Source organism: Streptomyces sp. NPDC048185 (genome assembly GCF_043202495.1).
In the GTDB taxonomy this organism is placed as follows: Bacteria; Actinomycetota; Actinomycetes; order Streptomycetales; family Streptomycetaceae; genus Streptomyces.
In genome coordinates, this window is record NZ_JBIDAN010000002.1 from 1 (window position 1) to 20,185 (window position 20,185).

Consider the following 20,185-nt stretch of genomic DNA (forward strand, 5'->3'; position numbering starts at 1 on the left):
GAAGGAGATCGGCGAACGCCTCGGCGTCTCCCAGATGCACGTCTCCCGGCTGATCTCGCGCCTGCTGACCCGCCTGCGCGAAGGCATGCTCACCACCCGGTGAGCGGCGGCCGTCAGGCCTCCAGCCGCTCCCGCAGCGTCGCCGCGAACTCCTCGGCACGCGCCAGCTTCGTCCGCAGCTCCGCCACTCGCCGGCGGGCGGCCTCCTCGAAGCGGCGCACCCGGCCGAGGAGTTCGTCGCGTTCGGCGGCCGAGGCGTCCCCGGCGTCGAGCCGGTCGGTGGCCGCCAGCAGCTCGCGCATCTCGTCCAGGGTGAAACCGAGCGGCTTCATGCGGCGGATCACCATCAGCCGGGACACGTCCGACTCGGTGTAGAGCCGGAACCCGCCCTGGGAACGGGCCGAGGGGACCACGAGGCCGGTCTCCTCGTAGTGCCGGATGGTGCGCAGGGAGAGCTCGGTGCGGGTGGCCACCTCACCGATCTGCATGTGCTTGCCGTTCACCCCTGCGCTCCTGGTGCTGCTCGTGGTCGCCGCCGCGTCCCCGGCGGCCAGACGATCCCTACTCTAACGTTAGGGTAGAGTTGCGCGGGCAGTGAGGGTCGGCCGAGGCCGTCCCCCGCTCGTGTGTGCGCAGGTCCACACCGGCCACTGCCGTGCCGGGGCCGGTGCCGTCCCCGGCGAAGACGTCCGGACCCCGCTGGTCCGCCGCCCTCGCACTCCTTCCGTGCGCCCCGTGCCGCCGCGGGGGTGTGCCCGAGCACGACAGGTAGCCGCTTCCTTGTCCTCTTCCGTACTGTCTCCCGCCGCGCGGCTGCGCGGTCTGCGCCCGGACTGGCTGCGCGACCCGAAGGTCTGGCGCACCGAGGTGCTGGCCGGCCTGGTCGTGGCGCTCGCACTGATCCCGGAGGCGATCTCGTTCTCCGTCATCGCCGGTGTCGACCCCGCGATCGGCCTGTTCGCGTCCTTCACCATGGCGGTCACCATCGCCGTGGTGGGCGGCCGGCGGGCGATGATCTCCGCCGCCACCGGTGCCGTGGCGCTGGTCATCGCCCCCCTGAACCGCGAGCACGGCCTCGGGTACCTCGTCGCCGCGGTGATGCTGGCGGGTGTCTTCCAGATCGTCCTGGGAGTGCTCGGCGTGGCGAAGCTGATGCGGTTCGTGCCGCGCTCGGTGATGGTCGGCTTCGTCAACTCCCTCGCCGTCCTCATCTTCATGGCGCAGGTCCCGGAGATGACCGGGGTGCCGTGGCCGGTGTATCCGCTGATCGGCGCCGGCCTGACGCTGATGGTGTTCTTCCCCAGGGTCATCAGGGTGATCCCGGCACCGCTGGTCTCCATCGTCGTCCTCACCGTCGTCACGGTCGCGGCCGGCATCGCGGTGCCCACCGTCGGCGACAAGGGCGAGCTGCCGTCCGCCCTGCCGGTGCCGGGTCTGCCCGACGTGCCCTTCACCCTCGACACCCTGACCACGGTCGCGCCCTACGCCTTCGCCATGGCCCTGGTCGGCCTGATGGAGTCGCTGATGACGGCCCAGCTGGTCGACGACATCACCGACACCCGCTCCTCCAAGACGCGGGAGTCCGTCGGGCAGGGCATCGCCAACATCGTCACCGGGTTCTTCGGCGGCATGGGCGGCTGCGCCATGATCGGCCAGACGATGATCAACGTGAAGGTGTCCGGTGCGCGGACCCGGCTGTCCACCTTCCTCGCCGGCTCGTTCCTGATGGTGCTGTGCATCGTCTTCGGCCCGGTGGTCTCCGACATTCCCATGGCGGCGCTGGTCGCCGTGATGGTCATGGTGTCGTTCACGACCTTCGACTGGCACTCCGTCGCACCGAAGACGCTACGGCGCATGCCCGCCGGTGAGATCACCGTCATGGTGGTCACCGTCGGGGTCGTGGTGGCCACGCACAATCTCGCCATCGGTGTCGTCACCGGCTCCGTGACCGCCATGGTCGTCTTCGCCAGGCGGGTCGCCCATCGGGCGGAGGTCACCTCCGTCACGGACCCCGACGGCTCGACGGCGGTCTACCGGGTCACGGGCGAGCTGTTCTTCGCCTCGTCCAACGACCTCGTCCACCGCTTCGACTACGCCGGCGACCCCGACCGGATCGTCGTCGACCTGTCCGCCGCGCACGTCTGGGACGCCTCGTCGGTCGCGGCCCTGGACGCGATCACCGGCAAGTACGCGCAGCGCGGCAAGACCGTGGAGATCACCGGGCTGAACGAGTCCAGCGCCCACCTCCACGGCAGGCTCAGCGGCGAGCTCACCGGCAGCCACTGAGCGCTCCGCGGGTTCGGCGGTCGCCGTGCCGGGGGTGGGGTACGGCGGTGGAGCGGCCGCGGGCCGGTGGGGGCTGGTCGCGCAGTTCCCCGCACCCCTGGGTGGGTTTCTGGGAGGCGGGCTTCAGGCTGCTGTGGGTTTTTTGCGGCGGCGTCCTGTGGTGGCCAGGGCCTCGACGAGTTCGCTGCGGGTCATCTTCGAGCGTCCGGGGACGTCCTGCTCGGTGGCCCGCCGGTAGAGCTCCGCCTTGCTCAGCTCGCGCAGCTCCGCCCGCTTCGGCGCCGCCCTGCCGGAGGGTGCGGACGCCTTCTTCCGTTCGGCCGGTGGGGGTGCCTCTCCCCCGCCCCCGGCGTCCTCGGCGGAGGCGGAGGCACGTGGCCGCTCGGCACCGCGCTTCGCGCGGTCCAGGCTGCCCTGGAGGACGTCCATGAGGTCGACCACGTCGGTGGCCGTGGGCGGCTCCTCGGCGAGGGCGACCTCCTTGCCCTCGGCCTTCGCCCGCACCAGGTCGCGCACCTTCTCCTGGTACGTGTCGTGGTAGCGGCCGGGCTCCCAGGGGCCGCTGAGCGCGTCGACCAGCTGCAGCGCCATGTCCAGCTCCTTGCCCCGGTCCACCCGGCCCGACGGCAGCTCGGGCAGTTCCTTGACCGGGTCGCGGACCTCGTCGGCCCAGTGCAGGGTCTGGAGCACCAGGACGTCGTTCTCCGCCCGCAGCGCGGTCAGGTACTGCTTGTTGCGCATCACGAAGGTGGCGACGCCCGCCTTGTTCGCCTCCGCCAGGGCGGTCCGGAGCAGCTGGTACACCTTGAGGTACTCCTTGCCGCGGGGGGCGACGTAGTAGGTGCGGTCGAACCAGACCGGCTCGATCTCGTCGAGGTCGACGAAGTCGGTGATGTCGACGGTCTGGGAGCGGCCCGGTGCGATCTCGTCCAGCTCGCCGGGCTCCACGACCACGTACTCGCCCTCGGCGAGCTCGTATCCCTTGACGATGTCGCCGGTGCCGACTTCCTCGCCCGTGCGCTGGTTGACCCGCCGGTTGCGGATCCGGTCGGAGGTGCCGCGCTGCAGCTGGTTGAAGTGCACCGTGTGGTCCTGCGTCGCCGAGAACAGCCCGACGGGCACGGTGACCAGCCCGAATGTGATCACGCCTGTCCAGATCGCCCGTGCCATGGCCGTCCGCTCCGTCCGTCCCGCCGCGCCGCCTGTGCCTTCCGCGCCTTCCACGCTGGCACCGCTCGCGCGGCGCCGCGCGCCGGGCGGGGCACCCAGGGCAACGGCGGACGGTGCGGGGCCGCTCGCGCGGACTGCCCGAACAGCCGGTAGCCCGCGCGGATTCACCGCCGCCGGTATTCCCTGGGTGGGGACGGCACCGTCCGCGCGTCGCGGCGGTCCGGCCCGTCGACGCCCCGAACGAGCCGAACGAAGGGTCACCGCCCATGAGCCACCACCTGAAGGCGATCACGCGTGAGGAGCATCTGCGCTTCGTCGCGGCCCGGCCGTCCGTGAGTCCTCTCCAGTGCCCCTCGTGGGGAGAGGTGAAGCCGGACTGGGAGGCGGAGAGCCTGGGCTGGTTCGACGACGGCGGGAACCTGGTCGGGGCCGCACTGGTACTGCTGCGCCCGCTGCCGAGGCTGCGGCGTCACCTGGCCTACCTTCCCGAGGGCCCGGTCATCGACTGGAACGCGGCGGAGCTGGACCGGTGGCTGGAGCCGATGCTCGCCCATCTGAAGCAGCGGGGCGCGTTCTCCGTGAAGATGGGCCCGCCGGTGGTGGCCCGGCGCTGGAGCGCCGAGACCGTCAAGGCGGCCATCGCCGACCCCGGGGCCCGGCGGCTGCGGGACGTGAAGGCCACCGTGGAGGAGCCCGGCGCCCGCGAGATCGCCGAGCGGCTGCGCCGGACGGGGTGGCGGCAGGCCGAGACCGGCGGCGAGGACGGCTTCGCCGCCGGGCAGCCGCGCCACGTGTGTCAGGTGCCGCTCGCGGGGCGGTCGCTGGAGCAGATCCGGAACGGCCTCAACCAGCAGTGGCGCCGCAACATCAAGAAGGCGGAGAAGGCCGGCGTCAAGGTCGTCCAGGGAGACCACGACGATCTGCGCGTCTTCCACGAGCTCTACGTCGAGACGGCCGAGCGGGACGGGTTCGTCCCGCGCCCGCTCGCCTACTTCCGGCGGATGTGGACCGCGCTGACCGCCGAGGACCCGGACCGGATGCGTCTCTACCTCGCCCACCACGACGGTGAGGTGCTCGCCGCGGCCACCATGCTGACGGTCGGCGACCACGTCTGGTACTCCTACGGCGCCTCCTCCGCCCGCCGGCGCGAGGTCCAGCCCAGCACCGCCCTCCAGTGGCGCATGATGTGCGACGCCCACGAACGCGGCGCACGGGTCTACGACTTCCGCGGCATCACCGACACCCTGGACGAGGACGACCACCTGCTGGGGCTGCTGCGGTTCAAGGTCGGTGCCGGCGGTGAGGCCGTCGAGTACCTCGGCGAGTGGGACCGCCCGCTCAACAGGGTGCTGCACAAGGCGTTCCAGCTGTACATGTCCCGGCGTTGACGGGCCGGGACCTCGGTCAGCCGGCCGGCTTCTCCCAGACCGAGACGTGCCGACGGCTCTCGTGGGTGAAGGGCGACCTGTCCCAGTCCTCCCACCGGTCCCGCAGCCGCAGTCCCGCGAGCCTCGCCATCAGGTCGAGCTCGGAGGGCCAGACGTAGCGGAACGGGACGGACGTGTGCTCGGCACGGCCGTCGACGAGGGTGACATAGTTCGAACTCATCGCCTGGGTCACGGTGTCGTACGTGTCGAACGCCCATTCGGTGTCGTCGATGCGGAACGGCACCGCGGTCTGCCCCGGCGGCAGCCGGCGCAGCTCCGGCACGCCCACCTCGATGACGAAGCTTCCCCCGGGTTCGAGGTGGCCGGCGGCATTGCGGAAGCAGTCGACCTGGGCGTCCTGCGTGGTCAGGTTGTTGATGGTGTTGAAGACGAGGTAGACCAGCGTGAACGTGCCCGGCACCCGGGTCGTCGCGAAGTCGCCGATGGTCGCCCCGACGGCGTCGCCGCCCGGCTTGGCACGCAGCCGGGCGGTCATGGCGCGGGACATGTCGATGCCGTGGACCGGAACGCCCCGTCGGGCCAGCGGCAGCGCGATCCTGCCGGTGCCGATGCCCAGTTCGAGCGCCCGTCCCTCCCCCGCCAGGCCGGCCAGCAGGTCGACCACCGGGTCCACCGCGTCCGGCCTCGACATGTCCGCCGCCGACTCGTCGTACCGTGCGGCGACGCTTTCCCCGAAGTACCCGTCCGTATCAGGCATGCCGGGACCGTACCTCCGGTCGGGCCGCGGGCGCCTGTGCTTTTCCGCCGCGCGTCAGGACGGCGTACAGGAGGGCGGAGACGGCCATGCCGACGGGAAGGGCGAGGTCGATGCCGCCGAGGGCCCGGGCGACGGGGCCGGTGTAGAGGGTGTTGACGCACAGGGCGGCGGCGACGACGCCTCCCACCAGGGCCAGGGCCCCGGCCGGGCGGACCCCGGCGGTGTACCAGAAGGGGCCGCCGGCCGACTCGTCCATCAGGGCGGGGCCGTCGTAGCGGTTGCGGCGCAGCAGGATGTCGGTGGCGTAGACGGCCGTGGCGGGGCCGAGGAGGACGACGGTGAGCTGGAGGACGTTGCTGACGGTGTCGAGGAAGTCGGAGACGAGGAGGCCGTAGAGGGTGAGGGAGACGGCGGCCGTGCCGTCCGCGAGGACGCTGCGGGTACGGGGGATGCGCAGGCCGACGGCCTGGAGGGCGAGACCCGCACTGTAGGCGGTCAGGGCGTTGATGGCGATGGTGCCGAGGACGAGGGCGAGCAGGAAGACCGGCTCGTACCAGCCGGGCAGGATCGTGCTCAGCCCGGCCTGCGGGTCGGTCATGTCGACCGCGGTCGCCGCGAAGGCGCCGAGGGAGCAGACGACGATGCTGGGGAGGATGCCGCCGAGTGCGGTCCAGCCGATGACCGACCTGGCGGACGTCGTACGGGGCAGGTAGCGGGAGAAGTCGGCGCTGGTGGTGTAGGAGAGCGGGCCGGAACCGACGAGGGTGACCCCGGCGATGAGCACCGTCCACAGATCGAAGCCGGTGAGCGGCTCGGCCGGCAGGTAGGAGAAGTCGGTGTCCCCGAACACGTAGAGGGCGACGACCGCGAACGCGGCGGTGAGCACGAGGGTGATCGGGAGGTACAGCTTCATGATCATGGCGTGGCCGTAGACGCCGATGGCCAGGGTGAGCGCGGCGATGACGACGACGACGGCGACCTTGACGCCGGTGCCGGCGGTGACGCCGGTCTTCTCCACGAGGGCGAAGGCGGCGGTCGCGGCGGCGGCCAGGTTGAGGGCGAAGTAGCAGACGGAGATCAGCCAGCCGACGACGGCGTTGTTCACGCGGTTGCCGCGCACCCCGTAGATCGCGCGTGTGATCACCTCGCTCGGTGCGCCGGCGGCCGGGCCCGATATCGACAGCAGACCGGTGAAGAACCAGAACAGGTTGCCCACGACGATGACCGCGAGGGCCTGCCACAGCGTCAGGCCCATGAGGATCAGGGCGCCGCCGATGACGAGGCTCAGATAGTTGACGTTCGCCGCGGCCCAGACGGAGAACAACTGCCGCGGATGGCCGTGGCGTTCGGCGTCGGGGATGTGGTCGATGCCGTGGGCCTCGACACGGCCGGCCCGTTCCGACCCGGGCACCCCCTCCTCCTGGCGTGGGACGGGGGTGCCGGACTGCGGGTCGGGAATCGTGGACGCCATAGGGCTCCTCCGGGTGCTGGTAACCCACCTGCTTGCTTGTTGGTCGCACACTCAATAGCATCGATTCCATGCCGTCAAGCGTTCCGAACAAGCGAATCCGCAAAACTCCTGCCGCCAGACGTGCGGAAATCGTTGCCGCGGCCTCCGCGGTCGCCCTGACCGAGGGGCTCGAGTGCATCACCCTGCGGCGGATCGCCGAGGAGCTCGACGTCCGCCCGGGACTGATCAGCCACTACTTCCCGGCGGTCGAGGATCTGGTGGCCGAGGCCTACGGCGACGCCGTCGGGGCCGAGCTGGAGGAACTCCTTCCGGCCGACCGGGCCGGCGCCACGGCGACGCGGCATCTGGCGCGCTTCTTCGCGCGGACGGGCGGGGAGGCGTTCGACGACATCAGCCGGCTCTGGCTCAACGCCCGGCACCTCAGCCGCTACCGGCCCACGCTGCGCGCCCGGGTCGCCGCGCAGGAGGCGGCCTGGCGGCACCGGCTCGAGACGCTGATCCGCGAGGGCGTCGGGCTGGGCGAGTTCCGCACCGAGGACCCGGCCGTGGCGGCCATCCAGATCCTGGTCGTCCTCGACGGCCTCGGCATGCTCGTCAACAGCGGCGACGCCGGCGACGACCCGCCCGCGGTGCTGCGCATGCCCGCCACCACGGCGGAACGCGAACTCGGCCTGCCCGTCGGCACGCTGGCACCCACCGACGCCAACTGACCCGCACTCAAGGAGTCTTCGTGCGCACCTCACTCATCCTGCTCTCGGCCCGTCTGCTGGACCCGGTCACCGGCGGGTTCCTGCCCCAGACCGCGCTGGCCGCCGCCGGCGGACGTATCACCGCGCTCGGCGACGACCGCGAGGTCCGCGCCCTCGCGGACGCCTCGACGACGGTCATCGACCTCCAGAGCGCCGTGGTGACACCCGGCCTGGTCGACGGGCACATCCACCCCGTCAGCGGCGCCGAGATGACCCACGGCCTCGACCTGTCGGGCTGCGACGACCTGGAGCAGGTCCGCGAGGTGCTGGCGGGCGCGGTGCGCGACCTCGCTCCCGGCGCCTGGCTCCAGGGCTGGGGCCTCGACCCCAACGTCTTCGCGGGGCGCCCCGTCGACGTGGCGCCCTTCGACGCCGTGCTCGACGGCGTGCCCGCGTTCCTGCTGCTGTTCGACGCGCACTCCGCGCTGGCCAGCCGGCGCGCGCTGGAACTCGCCGGGGTGGACGGGCCGCGCGCCTTCGCCCAGGCGACGGCCGAGGTGGTGTGCGACGCGGACGGCCGGCCCACCGGGCTGCTGCTCGAGGACGCGGCCTGCGACCTCGTGGAACGCCTGCTGCCCCGGCCCACGCGCGAGGAGCGCCGCGACCGGCTCGCCGACGCCCTGGGCGCCATGGCCGCCACCGGTCTGACCGGCGGCCACGTCATGGACGCCAACGGCGACAGCCTCGCGCTCTTCGCCGAGCTGGACGCGGCCGGACGGCTGCCGGTGCGCCTGCGGGTGGCGCCCTGGTGCCAGCCCGGCACGGACGCCGAGGGCGTGCGTGCGCTGATCGAGGGACAGGGCACCGGCGGCAGGCTCTGGCGGACCGCGGGCGTCAAGATCTTCATGGACGGGACCGTGGACAACGGCACCGCCTGGCTGGAGCAGCCGGACTGCCACGGCGAGTCCCGGGAGGCCTTCTGGCCGGACCCGCAGGAGTACACCCACATCGTCGGCGAGCTGCACCGGGCCGGCGTGCCCACGGCCACCCACGCCATCGGGGACGCGGCGGTACGTCACGTCCTCGACGCCGTGGAGAAGGCCGGGGCGGGCGGCGGACACGGGGTACGGCACCGGGTCGAGCACATCGAGACCGTGCCGGACGACACCGTGCGCCGGTTCGCCGAGCTCGGGGTGGTCGCCTCGATGCAGCCCACCCACTGCTGCGACTTCACCCGGGCCGACCACACGGACAACTGGTCGCGCCGCCTGGGCGAGGAGCGCGCCTCGCGCGCCTGGCGCTGCCGCGACCTGCACGACGCCGGTGCCGTCGTCGTCCTCGGCTCCGACTGGCCCATCGCCCCCTACCCACCGCTGGGCGTGATGGCGGGCGCCCGCCACCGCCGGCCCACCCGCGCCCTCGACCGGGACCCGCACGGCCCGGAGCAGGCGCTCACGGCGCTGGAGGCGCTGCGGGGCATGACCGTCAACGCGGCCTACGCGGCGGGCGAGGAACACGAGGCCGGCCGGATCGCCGTGGGTCACCGCGCCGACCTGACCGTCCTGGCCGCCGATCCGCTGACCGTCGCGGCCACCGAGCTGGCCGACGTGCCCGTGCTGCTGACCGTCCTGGACGGCGCCCCGACCCATCGGGCCGCCGGTCTCTGACACCGCCCGATGGTTGGATCCCGGTGCGGTGCGGGCAAGGGGCTGGTGTCCGGGAGAGGTGAGCGGGAGGTGGGCGGTTGTCACGGCTGCTGGTGGTGCAGAACGGCCGGAGCGGCGGGCCGGGCCGGTTCGGTGACTGGCTGACCGCGGAGGGGTCGGCGCTGGACGTGGTGCACGCCTACGCCGGGGCGCCGCTCCCCCGGCGCCTGGACCACTCGGGCGTCGTCGTCCTGGGCGGCGGCCACCTGCCCGACGACGACCTGGGCGCCCCCTGGCTCGCGCCCACGCGCGCGCTGGTCGCCGAGGCACTGGAGCGGGACACCCCCGTGTTCGGCATCTGTCTCGGCGGCCAGCTCCTCGCGCACGTCGCGGGTGGCACGGTGCGGGGGCGGCACGGCGAGCCGGAGTTCGGCAGCACGCCGCTGAGCCTGCGCCCCGAGGCCCGGGGCGACCCGCTGTTCGGGGAACTGCCGGACCGGGTGAGCGCGATCGAGCACCATGTGGACGCCGTGACCGCCCTGCCGCCGGGGGCGTGCTGGCTGATGGAGAGCGAGCGTTGCCCGTACCAGGCGTTCCGGATCGGCGACCGGGCCTGGGGTGTGCAGTTCCACCCGGAGGCGGACGCGGGCCGGGTGCGTGCGTGGGCCCCGGAGCGGATCCGGGCCCTGGGCCTGGACCCCGCGGAGCTGTCCCGCCGCGCGGAACACGACGACCCGGCGGCGACGCCGGTCTGGCACGAGGTCGCCCGTCGCTTCGCCGCCGTCGTCGGGGATTGAGCGGCGTCCTCGGCCACGGGACGGGGCCCGCGGGGACGACCGTCCGGGGGCGGACGCGGGCCGGGTGCGGGCGGCGACGAGGCGCCCGGGGCCCCGTCCGGGTCGCGGGGCGGCGGGGGCGGCCGTAGACAGGAGGGAGGAGCACGGGCAGCGAGCACATCGCACGCGGCGCCACGGACCGGACGCAGCCGGCCGCGGCGGTCGTGGACGTCCGAGTGGAGGCCGAGGACATGCAGCGCAAGGGCGGGCGCCGGCGGAGCGCCGGCGAGCAGGACGTGGAGGCGGTTCTCGACGAGCTGTACACCACGCCGCCGTCCGACTTCGTCTCCCGGCGCGAGGAACGGGCCGCCGCCGCGAGAACCGCCGGACACGCACAGGACGCCCGCCGCATCCGTGCCGCACGCCGGCCCACTCGCGCGGCCTGGGCGGCCAACCTCCTGCTGCGGTCCCGGCCCGAGGAGAGCCGGCGGTTCCTGGAACTGGGCCGGGAGCTGCGCGAGGCACATCGCACCCTGGACGCCTCCGGTCTCAAGGAGCTCTCCGCGCAGCGCCGGAGCATCGTCACCGCGCTGTCCCGGCAGGCGGCCCAGCTCGCCGGCGAAGCGGGGCACCGGCTGTCCGAGACGGCGCAGCGGGAGGTCGAGTCGACGCTGCGCGCGGTCCTCGCCGACCCTGACGCGGCCGGCCGATGGGCGGAGGGACGCCTGGAGAGCCCACTCACCCCGCCGTCGGAGTTTCCCGCCGGCCTCGCGGCCACCACCGCGGCGGATCCGGCACCGGCACGGCAGCCGTCCCGGCCGGCGGCGGAACGTGCCCCGGCCGGAACGCGGGCCGACGACGAGCTCGCCGAGCGGCGGCGCAGACGGCAAGAAGAACTCACCCGGGCCCGGGAGGCCGCCGAGGCCGCCGAGCGCCGTGCCGATGAGCGCCGTGCGGCACGCGCGGACGCCGAGGAGGCCCTGCGGCGGGCCCATGACGACCATGACCGGGCACGCCGGCAGGTGCTCACCGTCGAGCAGCAACTGCGGTACGCACGCGAAGAGTTGAAGCGCACCGAGCGCGAACGGCGAGAGGCACGGGAGCGGGACCGGGCGGCCGGTGACGCGCTGGCCGCGGCCGAGCGGGAGGCACGGGAGGCGGCGCGGCACATGGAGCAGTCGGCGGCCCGCGTCCGGTAGTCATGCCGGACCGTTCGCAGCGGGACATCGTGTCTCTGCGTCCCGAACACCCGCGCTACCGGCCGGCACCGGGCGACGCCCGAGTGCCACCGAAGGCGTTGATGTGCCGATGACGCGTACCACGACACAGGCATGACGTGGTATACCGAGCCGGGAGCAAACAGACGAACAACAGGCGCCGTCGTCCGTACCATTCGGGTGTCGACGAGTCGGCAGCAGTACCGAACACTCCGCTGCCCGGCGCCGATCGGGCATGGCCCTCATGTCCCCCGACTTAAGTCCCGCCGTCCTCCCGTGCCTTCACGGCCGCGAATCGAGGAGAGTCAACACCATGTCCGAGAGCACACCGCAGACCGCCACCGAACTCGCGTCGCAGTACAGCCTTCAGGTGGCGAGCGACCTGGAGCGCAACGTCAAGGAACAGGAGCGCATCAGCGGGGAGATCACCGACCTGCAGCAGCAACTGGCGGCGCTGCAGCACGACCACGCCCTGCTGGTGAACATGCAGCAGGCGCTCGGTGCCACCACACCACCGGCCCCGTCGGTGACCGACACGGCGCAGGTGCCCGCACCCCGTGACAGTGCCGCCGCCGAGACGGCCGCCGCGGGCAGGCGCACGCGGGGCGGGAAGGCCGGTACCGCGCCCAAGCGCGCCGGGGCCGCGAAGCCCACGACGAAGCCCGCCGCCAAGCCCGCCCCCAAGTCCGCCGCCAAGTCCGGTGCGAAGTCGCCCGCGAAGACGGGCGCCAGGACGGACACCAAGCCGGCCGCGAAGACGGTCAGGAAGGCGGCGGCGAAGAAGTCACCGGCGCCGTCCACCTCCTCCACGGCCGCCGTCCCGTCCTCGTCGCCCTCGTCGGCTTCGTCGTCCGCCAAGCCGGCCCAGCCCACGCTGGTCGAACTGGTTCGCAAGCACCTGAGCGAGCAGAAGGAGCCGCGCTCCGCCGCCGAGGTCACCACGGCGCTCGGTCAGGCCCACTCCGACCGCACCATCAAGACCACGGTCGTGCGCACCACGCTCGAAGGGCTCGTCGCCAGGAACCAGGCCCAGCGCACCAAGCAGGGCACCTCCGTCTACTACACCGCCTCCGAAGCACCGGAGCCGAAGCAGGACGACGCCGGGGCGCAGTCGGGGTCCGACCGCGCCGACGACTGACCCGGCTCCCCGGGAACCACGGCCGCGCCGGAGCACCGCACCGCCCGGGCGGGCCGGACGGCGCACCGCGCCCGCTCCGGCGGTGCTGCGGCGCGCGACCGGGGCGAAACGGGGTGAGGATCGGTGGATGGTCGTCGTCCTGCCGGTGCTCTTCGCTCTCGTCGCCGCGTTCAGCAACGCCCTGGCCACCGTGTTGCAGCGGCGGGCAGCGCTCAGCGTGCCCCAGTCCCAGGGGTTCCGTCCGGGCCTCGTCCTCGACCTGTTGCGGCGGCCGGTCTGGCTCGGCGGCATGCTGGCCGTCGTCGTCGCCGGGGTGGGGCAGGCGGCGGCCCTGGCGACGGGGCCGATGTCACTCGTCCAGCCGTTGTTCGTGCTGGAACTTCCGCTGGCGCTGCTGCTGGCCTCGATGATGACCGGCCACCGCCTCCCCGACGTCATGTGGCTCGCCGTGGGCGGCGTGGTCGTCGGCCTGGGGCTGGCGCTGGCGTCGGCCGCGCCGGGCGGCGGCAGCAACGACGTCTCCATGGACCGCTGGGTGCCCGCGCTCGGGGCCTGTGCCGGGGCGGCCTTCCTGCTGGCGGCGGCCGGGCTGAAGCGGCCCGTCGGCAAGGCCCGCGCCGGGTGCCTGGGCGCGGCCACCGCGGTCTGCTACGCCCTGACCGCCGGGTTGATGAAGGACTCCATGCGGGTCCTGGACACCGACGGCCTGGTCGGCTTCCTGACCGTGTGGCAGACGTACGCCTTCGCCGCGGCCGGTGTGTGCGCCGTGCTCCTGCTGGAGCACGCCATGCAGGGCGGTCCGCTGGTCGCCTCCCAGCCGGCCCTCACCCTCGGCGACGCGACGGTGAGCCTGCTGCTCGGCGTGGTCCTCTACCAGGAGGACATCCGCACCGACTGGTGGGTGCTGCCCCAGCTGGCGGGCGTCGCCCTGATCGTCGTCGGCGTCCTCACCCTGGCCCGTCGCGGGGTGGATCTGCGCACCGAACAGTGAGTGCCGGATCGGGCGGTCCCTTCGGGCCGAGGGCACGGGTGAGGTCTCGAGCCCGCGGATCACCGGCAGAACCCGTACGCCTGTTCCAGCCAACGGCGCAGCGCCACGTGGACACTGCCGGGGAGTTCGCTGAGCTGTGCGATGGCCGCACGGTCCCCGGCGGAGGGTGCGATGCCCGCCGCGGTCAGGAGGGCGAGCAGGTCCAGGCGGCGCAGGTCGACGGGGTCGATGCGACAGGGGACGCGTTCGGCCGGGTCGGGCGGCTGGAGCAGGAAGTCGCCGTCGGTCTCGCGGGTGCGCGAGCGCGTCGGGTCGGCGGCAGTCGGGGCAGTCATCGTGTGCATACCGCGGTCCTCCACTGGGTGGTCGCCGTTCTCGACGGCATGAGACATCCGGGCGGCGGTGTCGGTTGCGGGCCGCCGCGACGACCACACGGTGGATGCAATCGGCGCCTTATCGCACGAACCGCCTCGGGCCCGGGCACTGCTCCGTACGAGTGGTGCGCCGGTGGACACGGTCGTACGGTCGGTACGGGGAAGAGCGGAGACAGGCGACCCCGAGACGGCCGGGAGCAGACATGGGCAGGAACCCGATGAGGGCAGCGGTCACGATCTGTGCCGCCGCCGCGCTGGCACTACCCCTGGGCGCCGCTTCGGCCGCCCCGTCGGCGGAGCGGTCCGTGACACAGCAGGTCCAGGACCCGGTGCTCGTCGACTGCTCGATGCGGGGCGAGGTGCGGCCCGCGGCCTACGTGCTGGCCTGCGGGGACGGCAACAGCCGCCTGACCTCGCTGGACTGGACCCGCTGGGACGCCACCGCTGCCGTCGGGCGGGGGCTCAACGCGGTCAACGACTGCGATCCCTACTGCGCGGCCGGCACGTTCCGCTCGTACCCGGTGACCGTACGGCTCGACCAGCCGCAGGCCCGTGCCCAGGACCCGGGTGAGCAGCACTTCACGCGGATCACGCTGACCTACACCGATGGCAGGCCGGACGGGTCCCCGCGCGTGGTGACGTACCCCCTGCCGGGCTGACGGCAGGGGGGTGGCCGGGGAGCACGGGCCGGCGGGTCAGCCGTTCCAGGACCAGTCGGCGACCTCGGGCAGGTCGACGCCGTGTTCGCGGATCCAGTCGCGGTGGCGCAGCCGGGTGTCCTCCATGCGCTGCCGCACGGCCGCCGCGCGCACCGCGAGGCCCGGCACCCGGTCGATGACGTCCATGACCAGGCGGTAGCGGTCCAGGTCGTTGCCGAGGACCATGTCGAAGGGCGTGGTGGTGGTGCCGATCTCCTTGTAGCCGCGCACGTGCAGGTGCGCGTGGCCGGAGCGGCGGTAGGCGAGGCGGTGGATGAGCCACGGGTACCCGTGGTAGGCGAAGACGACGGGCTTGTCGGCGGTGAACAGGCCGTCGTACTCGAAGTCGCTCATGCCGTGCGGGTGTTCCCCGCTCGGCATGAGCCGGGCGATGTCGACGACGTTGACCACGCGCACCGCCAGGCCGGGCAGGTGGCGGCGGATGAGCTGAGCGGCCGCCAGCACCTCCTGCGTGGGGACGTCGCCCGCGCAGGCGAGCACCACATCGGGTTCGCGGGTGCCGTCCTCGGTGCCGGCCCACTCCCAGACGCCGGCGCCGCGGGCACAGTGGACGCGGGCCTGCTCCATGGTCAGCCAGTCGAAGCAGGGCTGCTTGCCGGCGACGATCACGTTGACGTAGTCGCGGCTGCGCAGGGCGTGGTCGGCGACGGAGAGCAGGGTGTTGGCGTCCGGCGGCAGGTAGACCCGTACGGCTTCGGGGCTCTTGTTGAGGATGTGGTCGACGAAGCCGGGGTCCTGGTGGGAGAAGCCGTTGTGGTCCTGGCGCCACACATGGGAGGTGAGCAGGTAGTTGAGGGACGCGATCGGGGCGCGCCAGGGCAGGCGGCGGGTGACGCGCAGCCACTTGACGTGCTGGTTGACCATCGAGTCGACGATGTGGACGAAGGCCTCGTAGCAGGAGAACAGCCCGTGCCGGCCGGTGAGGAGGTAGCCCTCCAGCCAGCCCTGGCAGGTGTGTTCGGACAGGATCTCCATCACCCGGCCGTGCCGGTCGAGGTCCTCGTCGACGGGCAGGGTCTGTTCCTGCCATGCCTTTCCGCTGGCGGTGTAGACGGCCTGCAGGCGGTTGGACGCGGTCTCGTCGGGGCCGACGAGGCGGAAGTCGCGCCGGCCGGCGGTGGCGGCCATGACGTCCGCCAGCAGGTCGCCGAGGACCCTGGTCGGCTCGTGCATGCTCGCGCCGGGCTTGTCGACGGCGACGGCGTACGTCTCCAGGGGCGGCAGGGGGAGTTCGCGCAGCAGCAGCCCGCCGTTGGCGTAGGGGGTGGCACCCAGCCGGCGCGGTCCCTCGGGGACGGCGGCCAGGACGGCGGGGCGCGGGGCTCCGGCGTCGTCGAACAGCTCCTCGGGACGGTAGGAGCGCAGCCACTGTTCCAGTTGACGCAGGTGCTCCGGGTTCGTGCGTACGGCGGCGAGCGGGACCTGGTGGGCGCGCCAGGTGTTCTCCACGGGCAGTCCGTCGACCTCGGCGGGGCCGGTCCAGCCCTTCGGGGTGCGCAGGACGATCATCGGCCAGCGGGGACGGTCGTCGGCGCCGTCCTCGCGGGCGGTGCGCTGGATGGCCGCGATGCGGTCGAGGCAGGTGTCCATGGCGTGGGCCATGGCCCTGTGGACGGCGGCGGGGTCGTCACCGGTGACGTGGACGGGGTCGTGGCCGTAGCCGCGCAGGAGGTCGTCCAGTTCGGCCTCGGGGAGGCGGGCCAGGACGGTCGGGTTGGCGATCTTGTAGCCGTTGAGGTGGAGGATCGGCAGGACGGCGCCGTCGTTGACCGGGTCGAGGAACTTGTTGGAGTGCCAGGACGTCGCCAGCGGGCCCGTCTCCGCCTCGCCGTCGCCGATCACGCAGGCGACCACCAGACCGGGGTGGTCGAAGGCGGCGCCGTAGGCGTGCGAGAGCGAGTAGCCGAGTTCGCCGCCCTCGTGGATGGAGCCGGGGGTCTCGGGGGCCACGTGGCTCGGCACGCCGCCGGGGAACGAGAACTGCTTGAAGAGCCGGGCCATGCCGTCCGCGTCGCGGGTGACGTCCGGATAGGTCTCGGTGTACGAGCCCTCCAGCCAGGAGTTGGCGAGGACGGCGGGCCCGCCGTGGCCGGGTCCCCAGATGCACAGGGCGTCCAGGCCGCGGGCCTTGATCACCCGGTTGAGGTGGGTGTGGACGAGGTTGAGGCCCGGTGAGGTGCCCCAGTGGCCGAGGAGGCGCGGCTTGACGTGTTCCGGGCGCAGCGGCTCGGTCAGCAACGGGTTCGCCATCAGGTAGATCTGACCGACGGAGAGGTAGTTCGCGGCGCGCCAGTGGGCGTCCAGGGTGGCGAGCTCCTCGTCCGGGAGCCCGGGGGGCGCCTGCTGCGTGTCGACGGACATCGGGGGTCCTTTCCGTGTCGGGACAGCGGTCGGGCCGGGGCGCGTGCGGTTCCGTGGCACGGGTGGTGCCCTGCACATCCCAACCCTGTGCGGACCGGGCGGGTACCCGACAGGACCGTTCGGGTCACGTCTGTTCCCGAACGGGTCGGTCGGCGTCGCGGGCCGGCGGTGTCCGGCGGGGCCCGGCGGACGGCCCCGGCTCCGGCGGCGGGCGCGGCGTTCGCGCGGGCCGTCCAGGGCGCGTCGGCGACACGCGGGGGGCGCCGCGGGAGACCCCGGGGTCCGGCGGTGAGGCTACGGCTGCCGGTGGCCCGGTCAGCGGAACGCCCGGCGCGCGGCACGCGGCGCACGCAGGGCGGGAGGGGTCAGGCCAGGGACAGGAAGAGCTTCTCCAGGCGGGCCCGCATCTGCGCGGAGTCGCGCACCTCGGGGTCGTCACTGGTCATGCACTGCTGCAGTCCCGTGGCGATGATCGAGAACCCGGCGCGGTCCAGGGCCCGGGAGACGGCGGCGAGCTGGGTGACCACGTCCTCGCAGTCGCGGCCCTCCTCGATCATCCTGATGACTCCGGCCAACTGTCCCTGGGCACGCCGCAGCCGGTTGAGCGCCGACTTCAGCTCCTCGGCCGACATGTCGAGTTCCACGCATCCTCCTCCGCATACCCCTCTGGGTATGGTACCGCGCGGGGAGAATTTTGCATGGCGTGCATCTTTGCATACCATGCAACTTATGTCGGAGAAGAGTGCCGCCGGTGGCGGTCTGCGGGAGCGCAAGAAGCGCGCCACGCGTGCCGCCCTCGCGGAGGCCGCGGTACGGCTCGCCGCCGAGCACGGGGCGGACAAGGTCACCGTCGAGGCGATCAGCGCCGCGGCCGGAGTGTCCGTGCGGACCTTCTTCAACTACTTCGACACCCGCGAGGACGCCTTCGTCGTCATCGACGCGGACGCGGGCGCGCGGATGCGGCGCGCCGTGCTCGACGCACCGGCCCGTCTCTCCCCGCTGGAGGCCCTGCGCGAGGCCATGGCCGCGGAACTCGCCGAGGCGGAGCAGCAGCACGAGCTGTGGCGGCTGCACGCCGAGGTGCTGCACGCCTCGCCGCACCTCCTGGCGCGCGGCGTCGGGGCGCACATGGCCGCGGAGGCCGACCTGGCCGATGCCATCGCCGCACGGCTGCGCGGCGCCCCCGGCGACGGGGAACGGCCCGCCGACCCCGGTCTCTACCCGCGACTGCTGGCCGCCGTGGCGACCGCCGCGGTGCGGACGAGTGTGGACCACTGGTCGGCCCACCAGCAGGAGGCGGCGTTCCTGGACGTGTTCCACGAGGTGTTCACCCTCCTCGCCGCCGGCCTTCCGGCACCCGGCGCGTAACCGCCGCGCCGGCACGATCGCGACACCCCACCCCACCATCACCCGAAAGAGTTGCCGTGACCGCACCTCAGGCGCCCGACGACGCGCCTCCCACCTCCATGACCCACCGGCAGATACTCCAGGCCATGTCCGGGCTGATGGCCGGTATGTTCGTCGCGATCCTGGCCGGCACCGTCGTCTCGAACGCGCTGCCCACGATCATCGCCGACCTGGGCGCCAGCCAGTCCTCCTACACCTGGGTCGTCACGGCGGAACTGCTGGCCATGACGGCGACGGTGCCCCTGTGGGGCAAGCTGTCCGACCTCTTCAACAAGAAGCTCCTGCTCCAGCTCTCGCTGAGCATGTTCGTCGTCGGCTCGCTGCTGGCCGGCTTCTCCCACGGCGTCGGCCTGCTGATCTTCAGCCGGGTCGTGCAGGGGATCGGCGCGGGCGGTCTGACGGCCCTCGCGCAGGTCGTGATGGCCTCCGTCATCCCACCGCGCCAGCTGGGCAAGTACGCCGGCATCTTCGGCGCCGTCTTCGCCGTGGGCACCGTGGCCGGGCCACTGGTCGGCGGTGTGCTGGTCGACACCTCGTGGCTGGGCTGGCGCTGGTGCTTCTTCATCGGCGTGCCCTTCGCGCTGCTCGCCATCGCCCTGCTGCAGCGCACGCTGCGGCTGCCGACCACGCGGCGCGAGGTGCGGATCGACTGGCTCGGCGCCTTCCTGATCGTCGCCGGTGTCTGCGCCCTGCTCATCTGGGTCTCGCTGGCCGGCAACGAGTTCGACTGGGCCTCCTGGCAGACCGGCGCCCTCGCGGGCGGTGGCGTGCTGCTGCTGATCGCCGCGGTCCTCGTCGAGGCCCGCACCGCCGAGCCGGTCATCCCGCTCGACATCTTCCGCAACCGCACGGTGACGCTGACGACCGTCGCCAGCCTCCTGGTCGGTGTCGCCATGTTCGGCGGGACCGTCTTCCTCTCCCAGTACTTCCAGGTCTCCCTGGGCAAGTCGCCGACCGTCGCGGGTCTGATGAGCCTGCCGATGATCCTCGGCCTGCTGGTGTCGTCCACCGTCGCCGGTCAGGTGATCAGCCGGACCGGCAAGTGGAAGCGGTACCTCGTGGCGGGCGCCGTCATCATGGCCGTCGGCCTGGCGCTGCTGTCCACGATCGACGCCAGGACGCACTTCGGTCTGCTGAGCGTCTACATGGCGGTCCTGGGCATCGGCGTCGGCATGCTGATGCAGAACCTGGTACTCGCCGCGCAGAACGACGTGCCCGCCGCGGACCTCGGTGCCGCGACCTCGGTGCTGTCCTTCTTCCGCAGCATGGGCGGCACCATCGGCGTCAGCGTCCTCGGTGCCATCCTCGCCAACCGGGTCACCAGTGAGATGACCAAGGGGCTCAGGGAGGCCGGCGTCACCGCGTCGGTCAGTGAGGGCTCGGGCGAGAGCAGTGTGCCGGACATGTCCACGCTGCCGGCCCCGATGCGGTCGATCGTCGAGCACGCCTACGGGGTCGCCACCGCGGACCTGTTCCTCATCGCCACGCCGTTCGCCCTGCTGGCGCTGATCGCCGTCGTGTTCCTGAAGGAGAAGCCGCTGAAGACGACCAGCGGCATGGAGCGTCTCGCCGAGGAGTCCGGCGAGGCCGCCGCCCCGGCCGGCAAGGGACCGGCGGCGCCGGTCGGCTGAGCCGCCGGCCGCACCGCGTGACGGAGCCGCTCGCCCACCGGGGCGGGCGGCTCCGCCGTGCGGTGTGCCGATCCGGTCGCCCCCGCGACACGGGCCGTCCCGTCTCCGAGCCCCGTACGGCGCTCGGAGCCACGCCCCGCGGGAGGCGGCTGTTAGTCTGGTGA

At 72.9% G+C, this 20,185-nt stretch carries 19 protein-coding genes; 12 read left to right on the forward strand and 7 right to left on the reverse strand.

Translation table 11 applies throughout. From position 1 onward, the window contains the following. Positions 1–103, forward strand: a 103-nt coding sequence (locus ACGF3H_RS05880; protein WP_362499789.1) for a sigma factor-like helix-turn-helix DNA-binding protein, incomplete at its 5' end; no start/stop codon positions are given. A 10-nt stretch (positions 104–113) separates the two neighbouring features. Here ACGF3H_RS05880 and ACGF3H_RS05885 read toward each other — a convergent pair. After that, the gene (locus ACGF3H_RS05885; protein WP_362499733.1) at positions 114–503 is read right to left on the reverse strand and encodes a MerR family transcriptional regulator; all 390 of its coding nucleotides are present in this window, start codon (positions 501–503) and stop codon (positions 114–116) included. A 277-nt stretch (positions 504–780) separates the two neighbouring features. Here ACGF3H_RS05885 and ACGF3H_RS05890 point away from each other — a divergent pair, with 277 nt between their 5' ends. Next, complete coding sequence (locus ACGF3H_RS05890; RefSeq protein ID WP_362499734.1) at positions 781–2,286, forward strand: SulP family inorganic anion transporter; 1,506 nt, start codon at positions 781–783, stop codon at positions 2,284–2,286. Positions 2,287–2,409: 123 nt separating this feature from the next. On the opposite strand, the gene ACGF3H_RS05895 is transcribed toward ACGF3H_RS05890, so the two are convergent. Further along, a complete protein-coding gene (locus ACGF3H_RS05895; RefSeq protein WP_362499735.1) occupies positions 2,410–3,456 on the reverse strand; it encodes a Ku protein in 1,047 nt (348 codons plus the stop codon). A 266-nt stretch (positions 3,457–3,722) separates the two neighbouring features. Between ACGF3H_RS05895 and ACGF3H_RS05900 the strand changes: the two genes are divergently transcribed. Next, positions 3,723–4,844 (forward strand): peptidoglycan bridge formation glycyltransferase FemA/FemB family protein, encoded by a 1,122-nt coding sequence (locus ACGF3H_RS05900; RefSeq protein ID WP_362499736.1) that lies wholly within the window; start codon positions 3,723–3,725, stop codon positions 4,842–4,844. A gap of 16 nt (positions 4,845–4,860) precedes the next feature. Here the strand turns inward: ACGF3H_RS05900 and ACGF3H_RS05905 are convergent, their stop codons facing one another. Then, a complete protein-coding gene (locus tag ACGF3H_RS05905) occupies positions 4,861–5,601 on the reverse strand; it encodes a class I SAM-dependent methyltransferase (protein WP_362499737.1) in 741 nt (246 codons plus the stop codon). Further along, positions 5,594–7,072 carry a cytosine permease gene (locus ACGF3H_RS05910; protein ID WP_362499738.1) on the reverse strand — a complete coding sequence of 493 codons (1,479 nt, stop codon included), beginning with the start codon at positions 7,070–7,072 and terminating at the stop codon, positions 5,594–5,596. Before ACGF3H_RS05910 ends, ACGF3H_RS05905 begins: the two co-directional genes overlap by 8 nt. A 68-nt stretch (positions 7,073–7,140) precedes the next feature. On the opposite strand from ACGF3H_RS05910, the gene ACGF3H_RS05915 reads away from it, so the two are divergent. The 6 genes from ACGF3H_RS05915 (at position 7,141) to ACGF3H_RS05940 (ending at position 13,529) form a co-directional block, all read left to right on the forward strand. Then, positions 7,141–7,782 carry a TetR family transcriptional regulator C-terminal domain-containing protein gene (locus ACGF3H_RS05915; RefSeq protein ID WP_362499739.1) on the forward strand — a complete coding sequence of 214 codons (642 nt, stop codon included), beginning with the start codon at positions 7,141–7,143 and terminating at the stop codon, positions 7,780–7,782. Between the two features lie 20 nt (positions 7,783–7,802). Continuing rightward, positions 7,803–9,428, forward strand: coding sequence for an amidohydrolase (locus ACGF3H_RS05920; protein WP_362499740.1), 1,626 nt, complete (start codon positions 7,803–7,805; stop codon positions 9,426–9,428). Positions 9,429–9,505: 77 nt separating this feature from the next. Next, positions 9,506–10,204 (forward strand): type 1 glutamine amidotransferase, encoded by a 699-nt coding sequence (locus tag ACGF3H_RS05925; RefSeq protein WP_362499741.1) that lies wholly within the window; start codon positions 9,506–9,508, stop codon positions 10,202–10,204. A gap of 230 nt (positions 10,205–10,434) precedes the next feature. Further along, positions 10,435–11,382, forward strand: coding sequence for a hypothetical protein (locus ACGF3H_RS05930; RefSeq protein WP_362499790.1), 948 nt, complete (start codon positions 10,435–10,437; stop codon positions 11,380–11,382). A gap of 331 nt (positions 11,383–11,713) precedes the next feature. Further along, a complete protein-coding gene (locus ACGF3H_RS05935; protein ID WP_362499742.1) occupies positions 11,714–12,538 on the forward strand; it encodes a hypothetical protein in 825 nt (274 codons plus the stop codon). A gap of 127 nt (positions 12,539–12,665) precedes the next feature. Next, complete coding sequence (locus ACGF3H_RS05940; protein ID WP_362499743.1) at positions 12,666–13,529, forward strand: DMT family transporter; 864 nt, start codon at positions 12,666–12,668, stop codon at positions 13,527–13,529. A gap of 59 nt (positions 13,530–13,588) precedes the next feature. Here the strand turns inward: ACGF3H_RS05940 and ACGF3H_RS05945 are convergent, their stop codons facing one another. Beyond that, positions 13,589–13,864 (reverse strand): hypothetical protein, encoded by a 276-nt coding sequence (locus ACGF3H_RS05945; protein ID WP_393816460.1) that lies wholly within the window; start codon positions 13,862–13,864, stop codon positions 13,589–13,591. A 242-nt stretch (positions 13,865–14,106) separates the two neighbouring features. Here ACGF3H_RS05945 and ACGF3H_RS05950 point away from each other — a divergent pair, with 242 nt between their 5' ends. Continuing rightward, a complete protein-coding gene (locus ACGF3H_RS05950) occupies positions 14,107–14,562 on the forward strand; it encodes a hypothetical protein (protein WP_362499745.1) in 456 nt (151 codons plus the stop codon). 36 nt (positions 14,563–14,598) lie between these two features. Here ACGF3H_RS05950 and ACGF3H_RS05955 read toward each other — a convergent pair whose 3' ends face one another. Both ACGF3H_RS05955 and ACGF3H_RS05960 read right to left on the reverse strand, forming a co-directional pair. Further along, a complete protein-coding gene (locus ACGF3H_RS05955) occupies positions 14,599–16,983 on the reverse strand; it encodes a phosphoketolase family protein (RefSeq protein WP_362499746.1) in 2,385 nt (794 codons plus the stop codon). Between the two features lie 365 nt (positions 16,984–17,348). Then, the gene (locus ACGF3H_RS05960; RefSeq protein ID WP_362499747.1) at positions 17,349–17,627 is read right to left on the reverse strand and encodes a metal-sensitive transcriptional regulator; all 279 of its coding nucleotides are present in this window, start codon (positions 17,625–17,627) and stop codon (positions 17,349–17,351) included. 76 nt (positions 17,628–17,703) lie between these two features. Between ACGF3H_RS05960 and ACGF3H_RS05965 the strand changes: the two genes are divergently transcribed. Together ACGF3H_RS05965 and ACGF3H_RS05970 are read left to right on the forward strand one after the other, a co-directional pair. Continuing rightward, positions 17,704–18,351: a helix-turn-helix domain-containing protein gene (locus tag ACGF3H_RS05965; protein WP_362499748.1), complete on the forward strand. Its 648-nt coding sequence runs from the start codon at positions 17,704–17,706 to the stop codon at positions 18,349–18,351. 98 nt (positions 18,352–18,449) lie between these two features. Then, a complete protein-coding gene (locus tag ACGF3H_RS05970; RefSeq protein WP_362499791.1) occupies positions 18,450–20,021 on the forward strand; it encodes an MDR family MFS transporter in 1,572 nt (523 codons plus the stop codon). Positions 20,022–20,185 lie beyond the last annotated feature (164 nt).